This window comes from Pseudomonas sp. 13B_3.2_Bac1 (assembly GCF_025466205.1).
Taxonomy (GTDB): Bacteria; Pseudomonadota; Gammaproteobacteria; order Pseudomonadales; family Pseudomonadaceae; genus Aquipseudomonas; species Aquipseudomonas fluorescens_H.
Genome location: NZ_JANLOG010000079.1, coordinates 67,361 through 83,512, shown reverse-complemented (window position 1 = coordinate 83,512; position 16,152 = coordinate 67,361). Strand labels below are relative to the sequence as shown.

At 61.6% G+C, this 16,152-nt stretch carries 12 protein-coding genes; 3 read left to right on the top strand and 9 right to left on the bottom strand.

Annotated elements, in window-relative coordinates; genetic code table 11:
- Window positions 1–2 precede the first annotated feature (2 nt).
- The 8 genes from NTD85_RS13235 to NTD85_RS13200 form a co-directional block, all read right to left on the bottom strand.
- Window positions 3–629: a response regulator transcription factor gene (locus tag NTD85_RS13235; RefSeq protein ID WP_262142359.1), complete on the bottom strand. Its 627-nt coding sequence runs from the start codon at window positions 627–629 to the stop codon at window positions 3–5.
- Window positions 630–772: 143 nt separating this feature from the next.
- Entirely contained in the window at window positions 773–1,207 is a 435-nt protein-coding gene (locus NTD85_RS13230; protein WP_103484482.1) for a chemotaxis protein CheY, read from the bottom strand.
- An 87-nt stretch (window positions 1,208–1,294) separates the two neighbouring features.
- Window positions 1,295–2,578 carry an EAL domain-containing protein gene (locus NTD85_RS13225; RefSeq protein WP_262142358.1) on the bottom strand — a complete coding sequence of 428 codons (1,284 nt, stop codon included), beginning with the start codon at window positions 2,576–2,578 and terminating at the stop codon, window positions 1,295–1,297.
- Window positions 2,571–2,936 (bottom strand): hypothetical protein, encoded by a 366-nt coding sequence (locus NTD85_RS13220; protein WP_003223458.1) that lies wholly within the window; start codon window positions 2,934–2,936, stop codon window positions 2,571–2,573. The genes NTD85_RS13225 and NTD85_RS13220 overlap by 8 nt, the downstream gene beginning before the upstream one ends.
- Window positions 2,937–3,166: 230 nt before the next feature.
- Window positions 3,167–3,883 (bottom strand): MgtC/SapB family protein, encoded by a 717-nt coding sequence (locus tag NTD85_RS13215; RefSeq protein ID WP_103484485.1) that lies wholly within the window; start codon window positions 3,881–3,883, stop codon window positions 3,167–3,169.
- A gap of 157 nt (window positions 3,884–4,040) precedes the next feature.
- The gene (gene mgtA, locus NTD85_RS13210) at window positions 4,041–6,740 is read right to left on the bottom strand and encodes a magnesium-translocating P-type ATPase (RefSeq protein WP_103484486.1); all 2,700 of its coding nucleotides are present in this window, start codon (window positions 6,738–6,740) and stop codon (window positions 4,041–4,043) included.
- Window positions 6,741–7,332: 592 nt separating this feature from the next.
- On the bottom strand, window positions 7,333–8,667 hold the full coding sequence (locus NTD85_RS13205; RefSeq protein ID WP_103521839.1) for a lysine N(6)-hydroxylase/L-ornithine N(5)-oxygenase family protein: 1,335 nt from the start codon (window positions 8,665–8,667) through the stop codon (window positions 7,333–7,335).
- A gap of 131 nt (window positions 8,668–8,798) precedes the next feature.
- The gene (locus tag NTD85_RS13200; RefSeq protein ID WP_045122362.1) at window positions 8,799–9,281 is read right to left on the bottom strand and encodes a sigma-70 family RNA polymerase sigma factor; all 483 of its coding nucleotides are present in this window, start codon (window positions 9,279–9,281) and stop codon (window positions 8,799–8,801) included.
- A gap of 323 nt (window positions 9,282–9,604) precedes the next feature.
- Between NTD85_RS13200 and NTD85_RS13195 the strand changes: the two genes are divergently transcribed.
- The 3 genes from NTD85_RS13195 to NTD85_RS13185 are packed head-to-tail and all read left to right on the top strand — an operon-like array spanning window position 9,605 to window position 14,144.
- Window positions 9,605–10,768 (top strand): efflux RND transporter periplasmic adaptor subunit, encoded by a 1,164-nt coding sequence (locus NTD85_RS13195; protein WP_003223449.1) that lies wholly within the window; start codon window positions 9,605–9,607, stop codon window positions 10,766–10,768.
- Window positions 10,769–12,742 (top strand): MacB family efflux pump subunit, encoded by a 1,974-nt coding sequence (locus NTD85_RS13190; protein WP_262142357.1) that lies wholly within the window; start codon window positions 10,769–10,771, stop codon window positions 12,740–12,742.
- Window positions 12,743–12,749: 7 nt separating this feature from the next.
- Window positions 12,750–14,144, top strand: coding sequence for an efflux transporter outer membrane subunit (locus NTD85_RS13185; protein ID WP_201138249.1), 1,395 nt, complete (start codon window positions 12,750–12,752; stop codon window positions 14,142–14,144).
- A 191-nt stretch (window positions 14,145–14,335) separates the two neighbouring features.
- Here the strand turns inward: NTD85_RS13185 and NTD85_RS13180 are convergent, their stop codons facing one another.
- A complete protein-coding gene (locus NTD85_RS13180) occupies window positions 14,336–15,961 on the bottom strand; it encodes a PvdJ/PvdD/PvdP-like protein (RefSeq protein ID WP_262142356.1) in 1,626 nt (541 codons plus the stop codon).
- Window positions 15,962–16,152 lie beyond the last annotated feature (191 nt).

Below are 16,152 nucleotides of genomic sequence, written 5' to 3'. Positions count from 1 at the left end.
ACTCAGATCAAATGATTGCGCTTGGCGAATTCGCGCAAGTGCACCGTGGAATTGATCGCGAGTTTTTTCATCAGGCGGGTCTTGTAGGTACTGACGGTCTTATGGCTCAGGTGCATGTCTTCGGCGATCGCCTTGTTCGATTTGCCCAGTGCCAATTGCTCGAGAATGCTCAGTTCGCGGTTGGAGAGCTGATCGATCAGCTGTTTTTCACTGCGGTCCAGCGGGGACGATGCATGGGTGGTGTCGGGCAACGCTGCAAAGTATGAGTAGCCCGACATCAGTGCCTGGATTGCCTTGTGCAATTGCAGCAACTGGTTGGTTTTGGTCACGTAGCCCATGGCCCCGCCCCGCAGGCATCGGTTTTGATAATGCAGCGGGTCCTGGGAGGTGAAGATCAACACCTTGCACTCGGGGTTATCGGCCTTCAGCCGCTCCAACACCTCCAGCCCGCCGAGCCCCGGCAACTTGAGATCGAGTATCACCAGTTTGGGTTGGTGCTTGCGGATCAGCGCCATGACTTCACCGGCGCTCGATGCTTCGTGAATAACCTTGAACCGTTCGGCTTCGAGGACGAGTTTCACGGCCGCCCGTACCACCGGATGATCATCGACGATCAGCGCTGACTTCATGACCGCTCCCAGTGCAAAAACATGACGATGGCGCCACTGGCATCGGCTGTTCCTGCCGCAGTGGCTGCGCAAAGACTGTTACACGGGAATCAAACCGTATCTACCTGTCAGATCTGACAGTTGCGCCAAAGGGGAATCCGTGCTCAAGCCCGACGCTGCAGGGCTGATAGCGGGTTCCAGGTGTCAGCCGCACACACCGGGGCAACATCGACGCGCGCCATCAGATGCTTGATCGCGGCCGCATTGGGCAAGGCGACATGGCTGATCTGCAGGTTTTCCTGAGCGAAGCCGGCGGGTGTCAGCGCAGGCGCCGAGGGCTCGTTATAGATCAGCGCGTGGCGCACATGCGGGTTGTTGAGGAAAAACCCCGGCAGGTCCAGCGATCCGGCCGCCAGCTCGGCGTTGATGACCACCGCATCGAAGGGTTCACAGCCGTACTCCACCAGGGTCAGCAGCTCAAGCAGACTCTGTACCGGAGCGATGCGGAAGTATTCAAGGCCATTGAACAGGCGCTCGATTTTCATCCGGTGAAAATGCTGCGGATCGGCAATCAGGATGCGCAGGGTTTTATTGATCATGCTCGATCTCCTGGAGGTCACGGGTGGAAGCGCCAAGGCTACGCAAGCCGCAGGAACAACTCTGTAGGATCTTTCCTAAAAATCCGCTCATTCATCCGCGTTTTTCCCGTGGTTGCGCCGTTGCAGCCAGTTGAGCAAATCGGCCCCGGCCATCGGTCGTGCGTACCAGTAGCCCTGCCCTTGCGTGCAGCCCAGCGCCAGCAGTTCACGACGTTGCGCATCGGTTTCGATGCCCTCGATGACCACGCTCATGCCCAGGGCTTCGCCCAGTGCCAGGGTGCTGCTGATGGCGGCGCGGCAACGGGGTTCGTGCGCAAGGTTGCGAATGAAATCGGCGTCGAGCTTGATCTCGTTGAATGGCAACTGGCACAGGCGCTGCAATGAGGAGAACCCCGCGCCGAAGTCATCGATCGACAAACGACAACCCATAATGCGCAACCGCACCAGACTCTCCAGGCTGGTGGCCGGCGCTTCGAGCAGACCGCTTTCGGTCAGCTCGAACGTCAGGCTCGAACCGCAGGTTTTATGTTCAGCCAAAAGGCTTTTCAAAGTGGACGTCAGTTGCGCATTGGCCAATTGCACGGTTTGCAGGTTGAACGCCATGTTCAAGACAAAGCCCTGAGCCCGGGCACTGTGCTGTACCCGCAAAGCCTGATCGATCTGCGCGAACAGCATCTCGTCGAGCAATCCGCAACGTTCAAGTACCGGCACAAACAGCGCCGGCGAAATCAGCCCGCGTGTCGGATGCACCCAGCGGCACAGCACCTCAACGCCACAGACTTCGCCGCTCTGCAGGTTGAACTTGGGTTGATACCAGGCATGCAATTGGCCCTCGGCCAGCGCATGGCGTACCGCCGCTTCACTGGCCAGCGTCGTGGTGCGAACCGACTGCGCCGGGCTGATCTGCCGATTGACGAATTTCTCCAGCAACTCGGCCAACACTTGGGCGTGCAGCGGTTTGCCGACATCACCGAGCAGGTCCAGCCCAAGCAGCGCAACCATCTGATGCACTGCCCGCCGCAGATCCGCCGACAGCGAACTGCTGATGATCACCGACCTGACCTGCCCCGACGCGCCGACCCGCTGCAGAAACTCCAGGCCGTCCATGCCCTCCATCTGCAAGTCGCACAGGGCGATGTCCACCGAGCCGACTTCATCGAGCAACGCCAGCGCCTGCGCGCCATCGCTGGCCTCCAGCACCTCCCGACACCCCAGCCCTTGCAGCATGTTCACCGCTACGGAGCGCTGGAAAGCGTGGTCTTCAAGCACCAGGATACGGAGCGGCAGATCGGGCATGAGGGTTGGCTCGCTGTGGGTGAAATGCGGATGAGTGTCGAGCTCGCGAGGGGGCGTCTGCGATCGCTTAACCATCGAGATGCTCCAGCACGGTGCCAAGGGTCTGCCGGTCCGGCGTATGGAGCATGAACAGCTGCCGACGCCGGGTGGCATAAATCGCCTCGGCCTGCGGCTGACCACGCCGGACATCGTGGATCACACCGTGGCGAATCTGTGGATTGCCCTGAAAGAACCGCACCGGATCAACACCCGCAGCGGCAATCAGTTCGCCATTGATGATCATCAGGTCGAATTGCTCGAACGGCTCATGGGAGTAATGCGTCAACGCCAACAGTTCACGAAACGAACGCACTGGCGTGAGGTGGCGGTACCCCAGCTCGTTGAAGACTCTGGCGATTCTGGATTGCAGAGCCTGCTGCTCTTCGACAATCACGATTCGCCTGCACTTGTAGGACATAAGGTTTAACGGCGTAAGAAAATGTGCTGAACACGCTAACCAGAAGTCGTCAGAACCTATGTAGGAAAAGTCCTAAAAGCAGGAGGAAACCTCTCGAAAACCGACAGTACGCCGCCTGGACACTGGCCAAAGCGGCGATTTTCTTGCCAGAGGCGGCGATAGCGATCGCCGAGAGCCACGCCGAATGGCGGCTCGAGGTTGTTGCCTTATTCCGTGGTACTCGGACTCCAGAACGCCTGCACCACCAGCGCTGAAGTCGAGATCCGCGCCACCAGGGCATCGAGTTCGTCACCGTCCACCGAGGTGGTCGCCAGCGTCGCTTCGATCTCGATTTCGTCAGCGCCGAAGGCGTGTACATCGACATCGCTGGCCGGGTAGTTGCTGCGCTCCAGCTCGGCTTCGAGCAGGGCGAACACGGCTTTCTGTTGCGAGCGTCGGGCGATCACGTAAACGATGTTGGTGACTTCGGCCGAGACCACATCCAGTGGCTGGCGGTTGATATTGTTGACAATCGGCCGCAGCAAGGTGTTGGCGGCGAGGATGAACAGCGTGCCGAGCACCGCTTCGGCCAACAGGTCGGCACCGGCGCAGGCACCGACGGCGGCGGAGGTCCACAGGGTCGCGGCGGTGTTGAGGCCACGGACGTTGCCCTCCTCGCGCATGATCACCCCGGCGCCGAGAAAGCCGATGCCGGAGACCACGTAGGCAACCACGCGCACCGCGCCATCAGCACCGCCGAGGCGGTTGGCCATGTCGACGAAAATCGCCGCGCCGACCGCCACCAATACGTTGGTGCGCAGACCGGCGGTGCGCTGCCGGTACTGGCGCTCGAAACCGATCAGGCCACCGAGGATGAACGCTGCGCTGAGGCTGACGAGAGTGTCGAGCAGCGAGGTGAGGTTGAGGTTGTTGATGGCTTGCATGATGAAGCTCCTTGAATAAACCACTGCCCCCTGTGGGAGCGGGCTTGCTCCGGGCGGCGATCCGACGAAGGCGGTTATTCAGTCACAGTTGTAGTGGCTGACACACCGCCTTCGCGAGCAAGCCCGCTCCCACAGGGGAACAGTGTTGTCCGAACCTTTATTGCCAGCCGAACCGGCGGATGTAGAAGCCTTTCACCGCCTGGGTCAGCGCCATGTACGCCAACAGGATCATCGGCAGGAACACGAAGTACATCGACGGCAGCGCCTGCAGTTTGAAGTAGTCGGCCAGCGGCCCCATCGGCAGGAAGATCCCGACCGCCATGATGATCCCGGTCATCACCAGCAGCGGCATGGCTGCACGGCTTTGCAGGAATGGAATCTTCGGCGTGCGGATCATGTGCACGATCAGCGTCTGGGTCAGCAAGCCCACCACGAACCAGCCGGACTGGAACAGGGTCTGGTGATCCGGGGTGTTGGCATCGAACACATACCACATCAAGGCGAACGTCAGGATGTCAAAGATCGAACTGATCGGACCGAAGAACAGCATGAAGCGTCCAACATCAGCCGGCTGCCAGCGTTGCGGCTTTTTCAGCATCTCGTCATCGACGTTGTCGAACGGAATGGCGATCTGCGAAATGTCGTAGAGCAGGTTCTGTACCAGCAGGTGCATCGGCAGCATCGGCAGGAACGGAATGAACGCACTGGCGACCAGTACCGAGAACACGTTGCCGAAGTTGGAGCTGGCGGTCATCTTGATGTACTTGAGCATGTTGGCGAAGGTGCGGCGCCCTTCGAGCACGCCCTCCTCCAGCACCATCAGGCTCTTTTCCAGGAGGATGATGTCGGCGGCTTCCTTGGCGATGTCCACCGCGCTGTCCACCGAAATACCGATGTCAGCCGTGCGCAGTGCCGGCGCATCGTTGATGCCGTCGCCCATGAAGCCGACCACATGCCCGTTGCCCTTGAGAATGCGCACGATGCGCTCCTTGTGCGACGGAGTCAGCTTGGCGAAGACATTGGTCTTCTCCACGGCGATTGCCAGTTGGGCATCACTCATGCGCTCGATGTCATTGCCCATCAGCAGGCCCTGTTGGGCCAGACCGACTTCGCGGCAAATCTTCGCCGTCACCAGTTCGTTGTCACCGGTCAGCACTTTGACGGCGACACCGTGTTCGGCCAAAGCCTTGAGCGCCGGCGCGGTGCTTTCTTTCGGTGGATCGAGGAACGCCACATAACCGATCAGCGTCAATTCCTGCTCATCCGCCAGGCTGTAAGTGTCGCGACCTTCCGGCATCGAGCGGGCAGCCACGGCCACCACGCGCAAGCCTTCAGCGTTGAATGCTGCGGTGACCTGACGAATCCGGGTCAGCAATTCATCGCTCAAGGCTTCTTCGACTTCGCCGTGCTGCACACGGGTGCACACCGCCAGTACTTCCTCTACCGCGCCTTTGCAGATCAGCAGATGCGGTTCACCACGCCCTTCAACCACCACCGACATGCGCCGGCGATTGAAGTCGAACGGGATCTCATCGACCTTGCGAAACGCCGTGCCGACCTTCAGCTCACGGTTGATTTCCACGTGCTCCAGCACCGCTACATCGAGCAGGTTTTTCAGCCCGGTCTGGTAGTAGCTGTTCAGATAAGCCATTTCCAGCACGTCATCCGAGTCTTCACCCCAGACATCGACGTTGCGCGCGAGGAAGATCTTGTCCTGGGTCAGGGTGCCGGTCTTGTCGGTGCACAGCACGTCCATGGCGCCGAAGTTCTGGATCGCGTCGAGACGCTTGACGATGACTTTCTTGCGCGACAGGAACACCGCACCTTTGGCCAGGGTCGAGGTGACGATCATCGGCAGCATTTCCGGAGTCAGGCCGACAGCGATCGACAGCGCGAACAACAGGGCTTCAGTCCAGTCGCCCTTGGTGAAACCGTTGATGAACAGCACCAGCGGCGCCATGACGAACATGAAGCGGATCAGCAGCCAGCTGACTTTGTTCACACCGAGCTGGAACGAGGTCACCGCACGGTCAGTCGCGCCGACCCGTTGCGCCAGCGCACCAAAATAGGTGCTGTTGCCGGTGGTGAGAATCACCGCCATCGCCGTGCCGGACACCACGTTGGTGCCCATGAACAGGATGTTCTCCAGCTCTAGCGGATTGCGCGTGTCGCGGTCGGCCTGGCGGGCAAATTTTTCCACCGGCATCGATTCACCGGTCATCGCCGCCTGGCTGACGAACAGGTCCTTGGCGCTGAGCACCCGGCAGTCGGCAGGAATCATGTCGCCGGCAGACAGTACGATCAGGTCGCCCGGCACCAGTTGCTTGATTGGCAGTTCGATCCGTGGCTCATCGCGGCGCATCACTGTGGCGGTGTTGCTGACCATCGCCTTGAGCGCATCGGCGGCCCGGTTGGATTTGCTTTCCTGCCAGAAGCGCAGCAGCGTCGACAGCACCACCATGGAGAAAATCACCGTGGCGGCTTTGAGGTCTTCGGTCAGCCACGAGATCACCGCCAACAGGGTCAGCAGCAGGTTGAACGGGTTTTTGTAGCAGTGCCACAAGTGGGTCCACCATGGCAGCGGCTGCTCGTGTTCGACTTCGTTGAGGCCGTACTGCGCGCGCAGTGCGTCGACTTCAAAATCGGTCAAACCGTCGGTGTGGGTGCCCAGCGACGACAGCAGTTCGCTGCTGTCGCGATGGGCCGCATCGACCAGGGTGTTGGCCAGGGTGGGCGGCACTTCACGGCTGACCGTGGTGTCGTTGATCGATTCCAGCAACGCCAGACGGCGGAAGTGCCGGGCGATGTGGCGTGTACGCAGGAAGCCTGCGAAAAATTCCTTGAGCGTAAGTTTCATGGCTGTTGCCCCTATGGTCAGCCGGGAAACCGTCGAGCAGGTACGACCATGCCTCGAGCGCCGGAAAATCCGGCACGGCAAGGCTTGGCGCGCCGGTCAGAAAAGACAGGCGTGTCGATAGGTTTGCGATCACGACCACACGGTCGGAACCACACACGTTCAGTGTCGATGAGAAGGACGTCGGGACATGGTCTCAGCTGACCATGATCGGGATGCCGCTGCTCGCTTTTACGGCGAGACAACGGCAGAGAAAGGCTGCGCGTTATCTTGCCGAGAATCTGCCGGTTACCGAGACCGGCCGACAACTGTCACTCGAACAAGTACCCACTGTGGGTCTCCGCTATTGATGAAAACGCGCGAAGCTTACGCCTCGATGATGGATGAGTAAACCCGTGTAAGAAGGTGTGTCGAGGAATATCGGGGGATATTCAGGAAGGGTTCAGGAATGGGTTTTTGCGGTGGTCTTGGAGGCCCCTTCGCGAGCAAGCCCGCTCCCACATTGGATCTCTGCTGACCACAAAATCTGTGTTCAATGAAGATCCCCTGTGGGAGCGGGCTTGCTCGCGAAAGCGGTGTATCAGGCAATACAGAATCAGCTGGCCGTCGCCAACAACAAATCCGCCATCGAACGATGCCCACGGTGCTTGCCATGCTCGTACAGCGAGCCGGCAATCTCGTCGGCGCGCACCGGCAGCACCGACAGCAACGTGTCGCTCAGACCATGGCTGGCCTGGCAGAAGCCCTGCATGTACAGGCCGGCCTTGCAGCGCTCGTCGGTGATCAGTCTGTAGTTGCGATCGACCTCGAAATCACCGAGGTATTCCTCCAGCGGAGCCAGCAGTTTGCGGTGCATCTGCCGCTCGTAACCGGTGGCCAGGACCACGGCGTCATAGACACGCACGGTGACTTCGCCGGTGGCGTTGTTGCGCACCGCCAGTTCAATACCGCGCTCGGTGGCGGTGGCGCTTTCAACGGTGGTCAGGGTGCGGAATGCATGACGGGCGATGCCCGAGACTTTCTGCCGATAGAAGATGCCGTAGATGCGTTCGATCAGGTCGATGTCCACCACTGAGTAGTTGGTGTTGTGGTACTCGTTGACCAGGCGCTCGCGCTCGGCACTGTTTTGCTGGAACACCAGATCGGTGAACTCCGGCGAGAACACTTCGTTGACGAACGGGCTGTCGTCCGCAGGCTTGAGGGCCGAGCCGCGCAGGATCATGTCGACCTGCACCGACGGGAACGAATCGTTCAGATCGATGAAGGCTTCCGCCGCGCTCTGCCCGCCACCGATGATCGCAATGCTCATCGGTTGATTGTTCACACACGGCTGTCTGGCCATCTGCGACAGGTACTGCGAGTGGTGGAACACGCGGCTGTCGCCCTTGAGCGCCTTGAACGCTTCGGGAATACGCGGCGTGCCGCCGGCGCTGACCACCACCGAACGCGCGGTGCGCACGAACTGCTGACCTTCGGTATCGCGGGAGATCACGCGCAGCGCTTCAACCTGATGGTTGTGCAGCACCGGTTCGATGGTCAGCACTTCTTCGCCGTAGCGGCTCTGCTCGGTGAACTGCCCGGCGACCCAGCGCAGGTAGTCGTTGTACTCCATGCGGCACGGGTAGAAGGTGCCGAGATTGATGAAGTCCACCAGACGCCCGTGGTGCTTGAGGTAGTTGACGAACGAGTACGGACTGGTCGGGTTGCGCAGGGTCACCAGATCCTTGAGGAAGGAAATCTGCAACTCGCTCTGGGTCGACAGGGTGTTGCCGTGCCAGCTGTAGTCGGCCTGCTTGTCGAGGAACAGCACATCCAGCTCGCCGTGGGTCGGGCCGCGCTCTTGCAGAGCGATGGCCAGGGCCAGGTTGGAAGGGCCGAAACCGACGCCGATCAGGTCGTGAACGATGGGCGATGCAATTGCCTGTGTCATTTCCAGTGTCCTCTGGATGAACCCCTCAACACGGGGATAAAGCCTGGGTGACCTGACCGGCCCGAAACAGGTCAGCAGGTCGTCTGTTGAGTAGGAACGAGGACGATGAAAGGAAATTTAACCAGCCGGGATCAATGGGCATCCCATTGTTTGATTCGCAACCGGCAATGCTTCATGGCATTGACGATGTGTTTTTCCACCAACGCCTTGGAGATCCCGAGGGTCGCGGCAATTTCGGGGTGGGACAGGCCTTCGATCTTGCGCAGCAAAAAGCTGTCGCGGCACAACGGCGGCAACTCCGCCAGCGCACGCTGGAGCATTTCCAGACGCTGGCCGTGATCGAGGGTGCCATGGGGTGACGGGGTGAAATAGCGCTCTTCGCTGTCGAGCACATCAAGCGACTCGACCTGACGCAGGGCATTGCGCCGATGATCATCGATGACCAGGTTCAGCGCGGTGCGATAGAGAAACGCCCGGGGTTGCTCGATGGGCGTGTCGCTGGAACGCTCCAGCACCCGCAAATAAGCGTCATGCACCACATCTTCGGCAACCTGACGGTTGCCCAGCCTGGCGTTCAGGAAACACACCAGCTCCCGATAGTAGTTTTCCAACATGACTCCCGACCGCATCGATGCAGTTCCTGTCCTTGAGCACACGGATTCCGCCGCCCGCGATCCGCAGTAGCAAGATGGTGGCAACTTGAGTTGCGTAATTTATAGTAATTCTCATATAGATTTAAAGAGCTGTTTCCACATCCGGGCCAAATAGTCCTCTGCGGCTACCTGTTACTTGATGTGTGCGCACTTAAATTCCCTTGCGCACTCATCGTTTACAGGACAGCTCCCCGTATCTGTCGCGCCTTGCGACAGCGTTCACCCCCCGCGCACTGCGCCGCCGCGGTTGAACGACGGGCCGAACCTACTGGCCGGAACCCTGCATGAAACGTCCCCGCTCCGCCCGACGCGCCCTGTTTGCCGCCCTTTGTCTGATTCCCGTGATCGCCGTTGCCGCGTGGCAGGTTTTGCCGCCCGGGCGGGACGCCCTCGCCACCGTTCAGGTGACCCGCAGCAATATCGAAAACAGCGTGACCGCATTGGGCACTTTGCAGCCGCGTCGTTATGTGGATGTCGGCGCGCAGGCTTCCGGGCAGATCCAGAAGATCCATGTCGAGGCTGGCGATACGGTCAAGGAAGGCCAGTTGCTGGTGGAGATCGACCCCTCCACGCAAAAAGCCAAACTCGATGCCGGGCGTTTCTCGATCGAAAACCTCAAGGCGCAACTGCAGGAGCAGCGCGCCCAGCACGATCTCGCACAGCAGAAATACCAGCGCCAGCAGAAGCTCGCCGCCGGTGGCGCGACCCGTGAAGAAGATGTGCAGACCGCACGCGCCGAAGTTCGCGCCACCCAGGCGCGCATCGACATGTTCCAGGCGCAGATCCGCCAGGCCCAGGCAAGCCTGCGCAGCGACGAGGCCGAGCTCGGCTACACACGCATTTATGCACCGATGAGCGGCACGGTGGTGGCCGTCGGCGCGCGGGAAGGCCAGACACTCAATGCGCAGCAACAGACACCGTTGATCCTGCGCATCGCGCGGCTATCGCCAATGACGGTCTGGGCCGAGGTGTCCGAAGCGGACATTGGTCACGTCAAACCTGGCATGACCGCCTACTTCACCACCCTCAGTGGTGGCAGCCGGCGCTGGAACAGCACTGTGCGGCAGATTCTGCCGGTGCCGCCGCGCCCCCTCGAACAGAATCAGGGCGGCAGCCCCACCAGTGGTCGCAGCGGCAGCGAACGGGTGGTGCTGTACACCGTACTGCTCGATGTCGACAACGCTGACAACAGCCTGATGACCGACATGACGGCGCAGGTGTTCTTTGTCGCGCAACAGGCCAGGGACACCCTGACCGTGCCAAGCGCCGCCCTGCAGCCAGGCACGCGGGCGCAGTGGCAACGGGCGCAGGTCGTTGCCGCCAATGGCGAAATCCAGTCCCGCGACGTGCGAACCGGCATCAGCGATCGCCTGCGCACGCAAGTGCTCGAAGGTCTGGTCGAGGGCGATCACGTCCTCAGCGCTCCGGCCACCGGCAGCGGAGGCTGAATGCAAACGCCCCTGATTGACCTGCGGCAGATCCGCAAATCCTACGGCGGCAATGACAGCCCGCTGGTGGAGGTGTTGCGCGGCATCGATCTGTCGATTCATGCCGGCGAGTTCGTGGCCATCGTCGGCGCGTCCGGTTCCGGCAAATCGACGCTGATGAACATCCTTGGCTGCCTCGATCGCCCCACCAGCGGCGAATATCGTTTTGCCGGTGAAGATGTCGCGCAACTGGACACCGACGAACTGGCGTGGCTGCGCCGCGAGGCGTTCGGTTTCGTGTTCCAGGGCTATCACCTGATTCCGTCCGGCTCCGCTCAGGAAAACGTCGAGATGCCGGCCATCTACGCCGGCACTCCGGCGGCGGAACGCCACGCGCGGGCCAGTGCATTGCTGGAGCGCCTCGGCCTGGCCAGTCGCACCGGTAACCGCCCGCACCAACTCTCCGGCGGTCAGCAGCAGCGTGTATCGATTGCCCGGGCGCTGATGAACGGCGGTCACATCATCCTCGCCGACGAACCCACCGGCGCCCTCGACAGCCACAGCGGTGCCGAGGTCATGACCTTGCTCGACGAACTCGCCAGTCAGGGCCATGTGGTGATTCTCATCACCCACGACCGCGAAGTGGCGCAACGCGCCAAACGCATCATCGAAATCCGCGACGGCCTGATCATCAGCGACACCGCCGAACATCCGTCAGCCGCGCCCCGTACCGCCAACCCCGGCGCCCTGCAAGCGGTCGATCTGCGCCAGCGCCTGAGCGCCGGCAGTACCCAGACCGGCGCCTGGAAAGGCGAACTGGTGGATGCGGTGCAAGCCGCCTGGCGAGTCATGTGGATCAATCGGTTTCGCACCGCGCTGACGCTGCTCGGCATCGTCATCGGCGTGGCTTCGGTGGTGGTGATGCTGGCGGTTGGCGAAGGCAGCAAACGCCAGGTGATGGCGCAGATGGGCGCCTTCGGCTCCAACATCATTTATCTGAGCGGCGCCGCGCCCAACCCGCGCACGCCACCGGGGATCATTACGCTCGATGACGTCGCCGAGCTGGCCACCCTGCCCCAGGTCGAACGCATCATGCCGGTCAACGGCTCGACCGCCGGCGTGCGTTTCGGCAACGCCGATCACAGCAGTTATGTCGGTGGCAACGACACCAACTTCCCGATCATCTTCAACTGGCCGGTGGTCCAGGGCAGTTACTTCACCCAGGCCGACGAAGACAGTGCCGCCGCTGTGGCGGTAATCGGTACCAAAGTGCGCGACAAGTTGCTCAAGGATGTCGCCGATCCGATCGGCCAGTACATCCTGATCGAAAACGTGCCGTTCCAGATCCTCGGCGTTCTCGCCGAAAAAGGCTCAAGCTCGGGCGACTCGGACAGCGACAATCGCATTGCCGTGCCCTACTCCGCGGCCAGCATGCGTCTGTTCGGCAGCCGCAATCCGGAATACGTGGTGATCGCCGCCAGGGATGCGCGCAAGGTCAAGGACGCCGAACAGACCATCGAACAAGCGATGCTGCGCCGGCACAACGGCAAGAAGGACTTCGAACTCACCAACAACGCCGCGATGATCCAGGCCGAGGCGCGCACCCAAGGCACGCTGTCGCTGATGCTCGGCGCCATTGCTGCCATTTCGCTGCTGGTGGGCGGTATCGGCGTGATGAACATCATGCTGATGACCGTGCGCGAACGCACCCGGGAAATCGGCATTCGTATGGCCACCGGCGCCCGTCAGCGCGACATCCTGCGCCAGTTTCTCACCGAAGCGGTGATGCTTTCGGTGGTCGGCGGCATTGCCGGCATCAGCCTGGCAATGCTGGTCGGCGGCGTCCTGATGTTCAGTGGCGTAGCGATCGCGTTTCAATGGCTGGCTGTGCTCGGCGCCTTTGCCTGCGCACTGGTCACCGGTGTCATCTTCGGCTTCATGCCTGCCCGCAAGGCCGCCCGGCTCGATCCGGTCACGGCCCTTACCAGTGAATGATCGATCTATGAAAGCGCCACTGACCCTCCTCGCCGCCAGCCTGTTGCTGGCGGCCTGCAGCAGCCCTGCGCCACGCCCCGACAGCGGCGTGCAGCCACCGCCCGCCTGGCAGTCACCGGATCATCCCGGTGCGGTGCAAAGCAACCGCCAATGGTGGACGCAGTTCGGCAGCCCCGAACTCGATCGACTGGTCGAACAGGCACGCCTGGGCAGCCATGACCTCGGCGCCGCGGTGGCCCGGGTCAGGCAGGCGCAGGCCAGCGCGACGATTGCGGGCGCCCCGCTACTGCCGGAAATCAAGGCCGGACTGAATGCCAATCGGCAGAAACTGTTGCACGGCAAGGGCTACAGCCAACTGGACGTGAACCCCGACAAGCGTTCGCTGGATTACTACGACGCAGAGCTGAGCGCCAGTTACGAAATCGACTTCTGGGGTGGCAAACGCGCCGCCCGCGACAGCGCGGTGTTCGGCGTGCAAGCCAGCGAATTCGATCGCGCCACCGTCGAACTGACCTTGCAAAGCGGCGTTGCCACCAGCTACACCCAGGCCCTGGCGTTGCGTGAGCAGGCGCGCATCGCCGAACTCAATCTGGCCAACGCGCAAAACGTATTGCACCTGGTGCAAACCCGCTTCGACGCCGGCAGCGCCACCGCACTGGAACTGGCCCAGCAGAAAAGCCTGGTGGCCGAACAACAGCGCAAGTTGCCGCTGGTGCAGCAACAGGCACGCGAAGCACTGATCAGCCTTGCCGCCCTGCTCGGCCAACCGGTGCAGACGCTGTCCTCACCTCAACAGTCATTCGAACAATTGCAGTGGCCGAACATCGCCAGTGGCGTGCCCAGCGATCTGCTGAGCCGGCGCCCGGACATCGCCAGCGCCGAAGCCAGACTCGCGGCCGCGCAAGCCGATGTCACCGTGGCCCGGGCGGCCATGCTACCCAAAGTCACCCTCACCGCCAGCCTCGGCACCGGCGCCGATCTGGCGGCGGATCTGCTGCGCACGACGTTCTATAACCTGTCATCCGGGTTGACCGCGCCGATCTTCAACAATGGCCGTCTGAGCGCCGAACGCGACAAGGCCAAGGCCCGTCAGGACGAACTGCTGGAGACGTATCGCGGGGCAATCATCAATGGCTTCGCCGACGTCGAAAAAGCCCTCAGCAGCATTCGCGGCCTCGACGAACAACGGCAATGGCAAAGCGAAGAGCTGAGCCAGGCGCAAACCGCATTCGACATCGCCCAAAGTCGCTATCAGGCCGGTGCCGAAGACTTGCTCACCGTGCTGCAAACCCAGCGCACGCTGTATGCGGCGCAGGACATGAACGTGCAACTGCGCCTGTCGCGCTTGCAGGCCAGCATTGCCTTGTACAAGGCATTGGGCGGCGGCTGGCAAGTCATCTGACCGTCCCTTGTCGACTGTCCCGACGCCTTCGCGAGCAGGCTCGCTCCCACAGGGGTGATGGGGCGCGTCGCAGATCGAGGCTCAACGCAGATCCCCGTGGGAGCGAGCCTGCTCGCGAAAGCGCCAGGTCAGGCGAAACCAATCCCTCAGGGCAAAAAAAATCGCAGCTCCGGGCTGCGATTTTTTTGTGCTTAGAGTTGCCGCCCCTTCACCTTCAAATGTCGGGCGTACCACGGTCGCTGCGGCACCTTGCGGAACAGGTCGGCCATGTGGTCTTCATCGCCAAAGGTGATGCGCAGCGCGAGCTTCATGGTTTCCGGGTCCATCTCCACCGAGCGGCCGATCTGCAGGCCCGGCACGGTACTGCAGCCATGGGTGTCCGGCCCCAGCCACGGATCGTCGACTTCAACCCAGCGCCCCGGGGCAAACCACGGCACGCCATTGACCTCCAGGCGACTGACTTCGCCCGGGTGAAAACGCTCATGGGCGCGAAACCAGTCTTCGAGGCGATCATCGATCCAGCCGTGAAAACGCCAGAACACCGGGTTCACATGGGAGGAAAACGGGTCGCCGAGAAAGTCGTTTTCCGGGGCGTACCAACGCGCGGCAAAATCCGCCTGATCGCGCGCCATCGGCACCGGAATATCGTTGGACGGGTCGCGTGCCACCGACGCCCAGCGCATATGCAACCAATCGTGCAGGCCCAGCTCTACTTCTGAGCCGAACTGGCCAAGGGTGAGTTTCGACAAGTATCGCGGGTCGCGGTACTGCGATTCCCAGACCTGGAAATTGCTGTGGTAAGTCTCGGCCGCCTTGATGTCGCTGACCCACTGGGTGTACTCATCATCGCCGTCGGTCACCCAGGTCGGCGGCAAGGCGTTGCCGTCGTGGTTGTCGAAGTAGCGGGCGAAGCCCTGACGGTCGCGTTCCAGTTCCGGTTGCGGCATGGGGAACGCCGGCCACGACGGCAAGTCCTGCATCGAGCGGGCCTTACCCAGCATGTGCCGGTGCATGAAGAAAAAGTCGATGCCCGAACCATTGCGATCCTTGCGTGGCCCGCGAGCATCCCGTTCCTTGTCGCGCGGCCCGGGTTGCCAGCCGATTCCGCGCAGGGCCTCGCGCTTTTTCTCCGAGAGTTTGTGCCACTTGTCACGGGTCGCATGCCAGAGCTGGTGGAACAAGCGATGTTCCGGAGCGACCAGCCACGCCAACAGTGTCGGGTTCAATCCAGTGCGCTCGCGAGCCTCGGGAAAGCGTCGCTTGATGGCGATGAAATGGTTGTCGAGCTCGGGCAAGCCCAACGGTCGATCCAGGCGCAACACCTGCCCGGTAAGCGTGCCGCTGCCGGCATTGCCGAACGCCGCCCAGACTTCGTCCAGTTTGACTTTGAATTCATAGACTGGCGGCGCTTGCGGCGCATCGGTGCGCAGCAGCCGCCAGTACATCTCGGCGCCATTGCCCGGCGCCAGATCGCCAATCACCCGATAACGCGCCGGCGCGTCAGAACGCAGATTGGCCCCGGTATCGAGGAATCCGCGCAAGCCGCGGCCACGACGGGCAATGTCGAGAAACAATTCCAGACCTTCGTGTGGCAGGCCGTCCAGCCCTGCGGCGGCTCCGCTGAAACGGATATCCCACACGCCGCGCAGGTTGTCCGCCAACTGCTGACCGGCCGTGTCGGCCAGATCCACTGTGGCCTCTCCCGGTGTGATCGGAAACTCCTCACGGGTCAGCTCACGATGTGCATAAAAAGCGGCAGGCAGCGCGGCGCCCGTAAGTGCCATGCCCGCCATGAACCAGCGTCGAGAGATCGTCATTGCCCTACCTGTGTCAGCCATGAAGCAGGCTTTATCCAAGCTAGAACGTTTGCTCGCCGAGGAAATTTATGGCCCCGGCAAAAGATCACAGCACGCCATCAACGCTTTTCACCCGCACCACTAAATTACCCGTCCGGTCACTCGTTCCTCCCAGATAGCAAAGGCCCCTGCGCCTGCACTTCGACGGCGAA

Coding starts and splice junctions, on each gene's coding strand:
- NTD85_RS13235 (WP_262142359.1), bottom strand. CDS start 629: ATGAAGTCAGCGCTGATCGTCGATGATCATCCGGTGGTACGGGCGGCC.
- NTD85_RS13230 (WP_103484482.1), bottom strand. CDS start 1,207: ATGATCAATAAAACCCTGCGCATCCTGATTGCCGATCCGCAGCATTTT.
- NTD85_RS13225 (WP_262142358.1), bottom strand. CDS start 2,578: ATGGTTAAGCGATCGCAGACGCCCCCTCGCGAGCTCGACACTCATCCG.
- NTD85_RS13215 (WP_103484485.1), bottom strand. CDS start 3,883: ATGCAAGCCATCAACAACCTCAACCTCACCTCGCTGCTCGACACTCTC.
- mgtA (WP_103484486.1), bottom strand. CDS start 6,740: ATGAAACTTACGCTCAAGGAATTTTTCGCAGGCTTCCTGCGTACACGC.
- NTD85_RS13205 (WP_103521839.1), bottom strand. CDS start 8,667: ATGACACAGGCAATTGCATCGCCCATCGTTCACGACCTGATCGGCGTC.
- NTD85_RS13200 (WP_045122362.1), bottom strand. CDS start 9,281: ATGTTGGAAAACTACTATCGGGAGCTGGTGTGTTTCCTGAACGCCAGG.
- NTD85_RS13195 (WP_003223449.1), top strand. CDS start 9,605: ATGAAACGTCCCCGCTCCGCCCGACGCGCCCTGTTTGCCGCCCTTTGT.
- NTD85_RS13190 (WP_262142357.1), top strand. CDS start 10,769: ATGCAAACGCCCCTGATTGACCTGCGGCAGATCCGCAAATCCTACGGC.
- NTD85_RS13185 (WP_201138249.1), top strand. CDS start 12,750: ATGAAAGCGCCACTGACCCTCCTCGCCGCCAGCCTGTTGCTGGCGGCC.
- NTD85_RS13180 (WP_262142356.1), bottom strand. CDS start 15,961: ATGACGATCTCTCGACGCTGGTTCATGGCGGGCATGGCACTTACGGGC.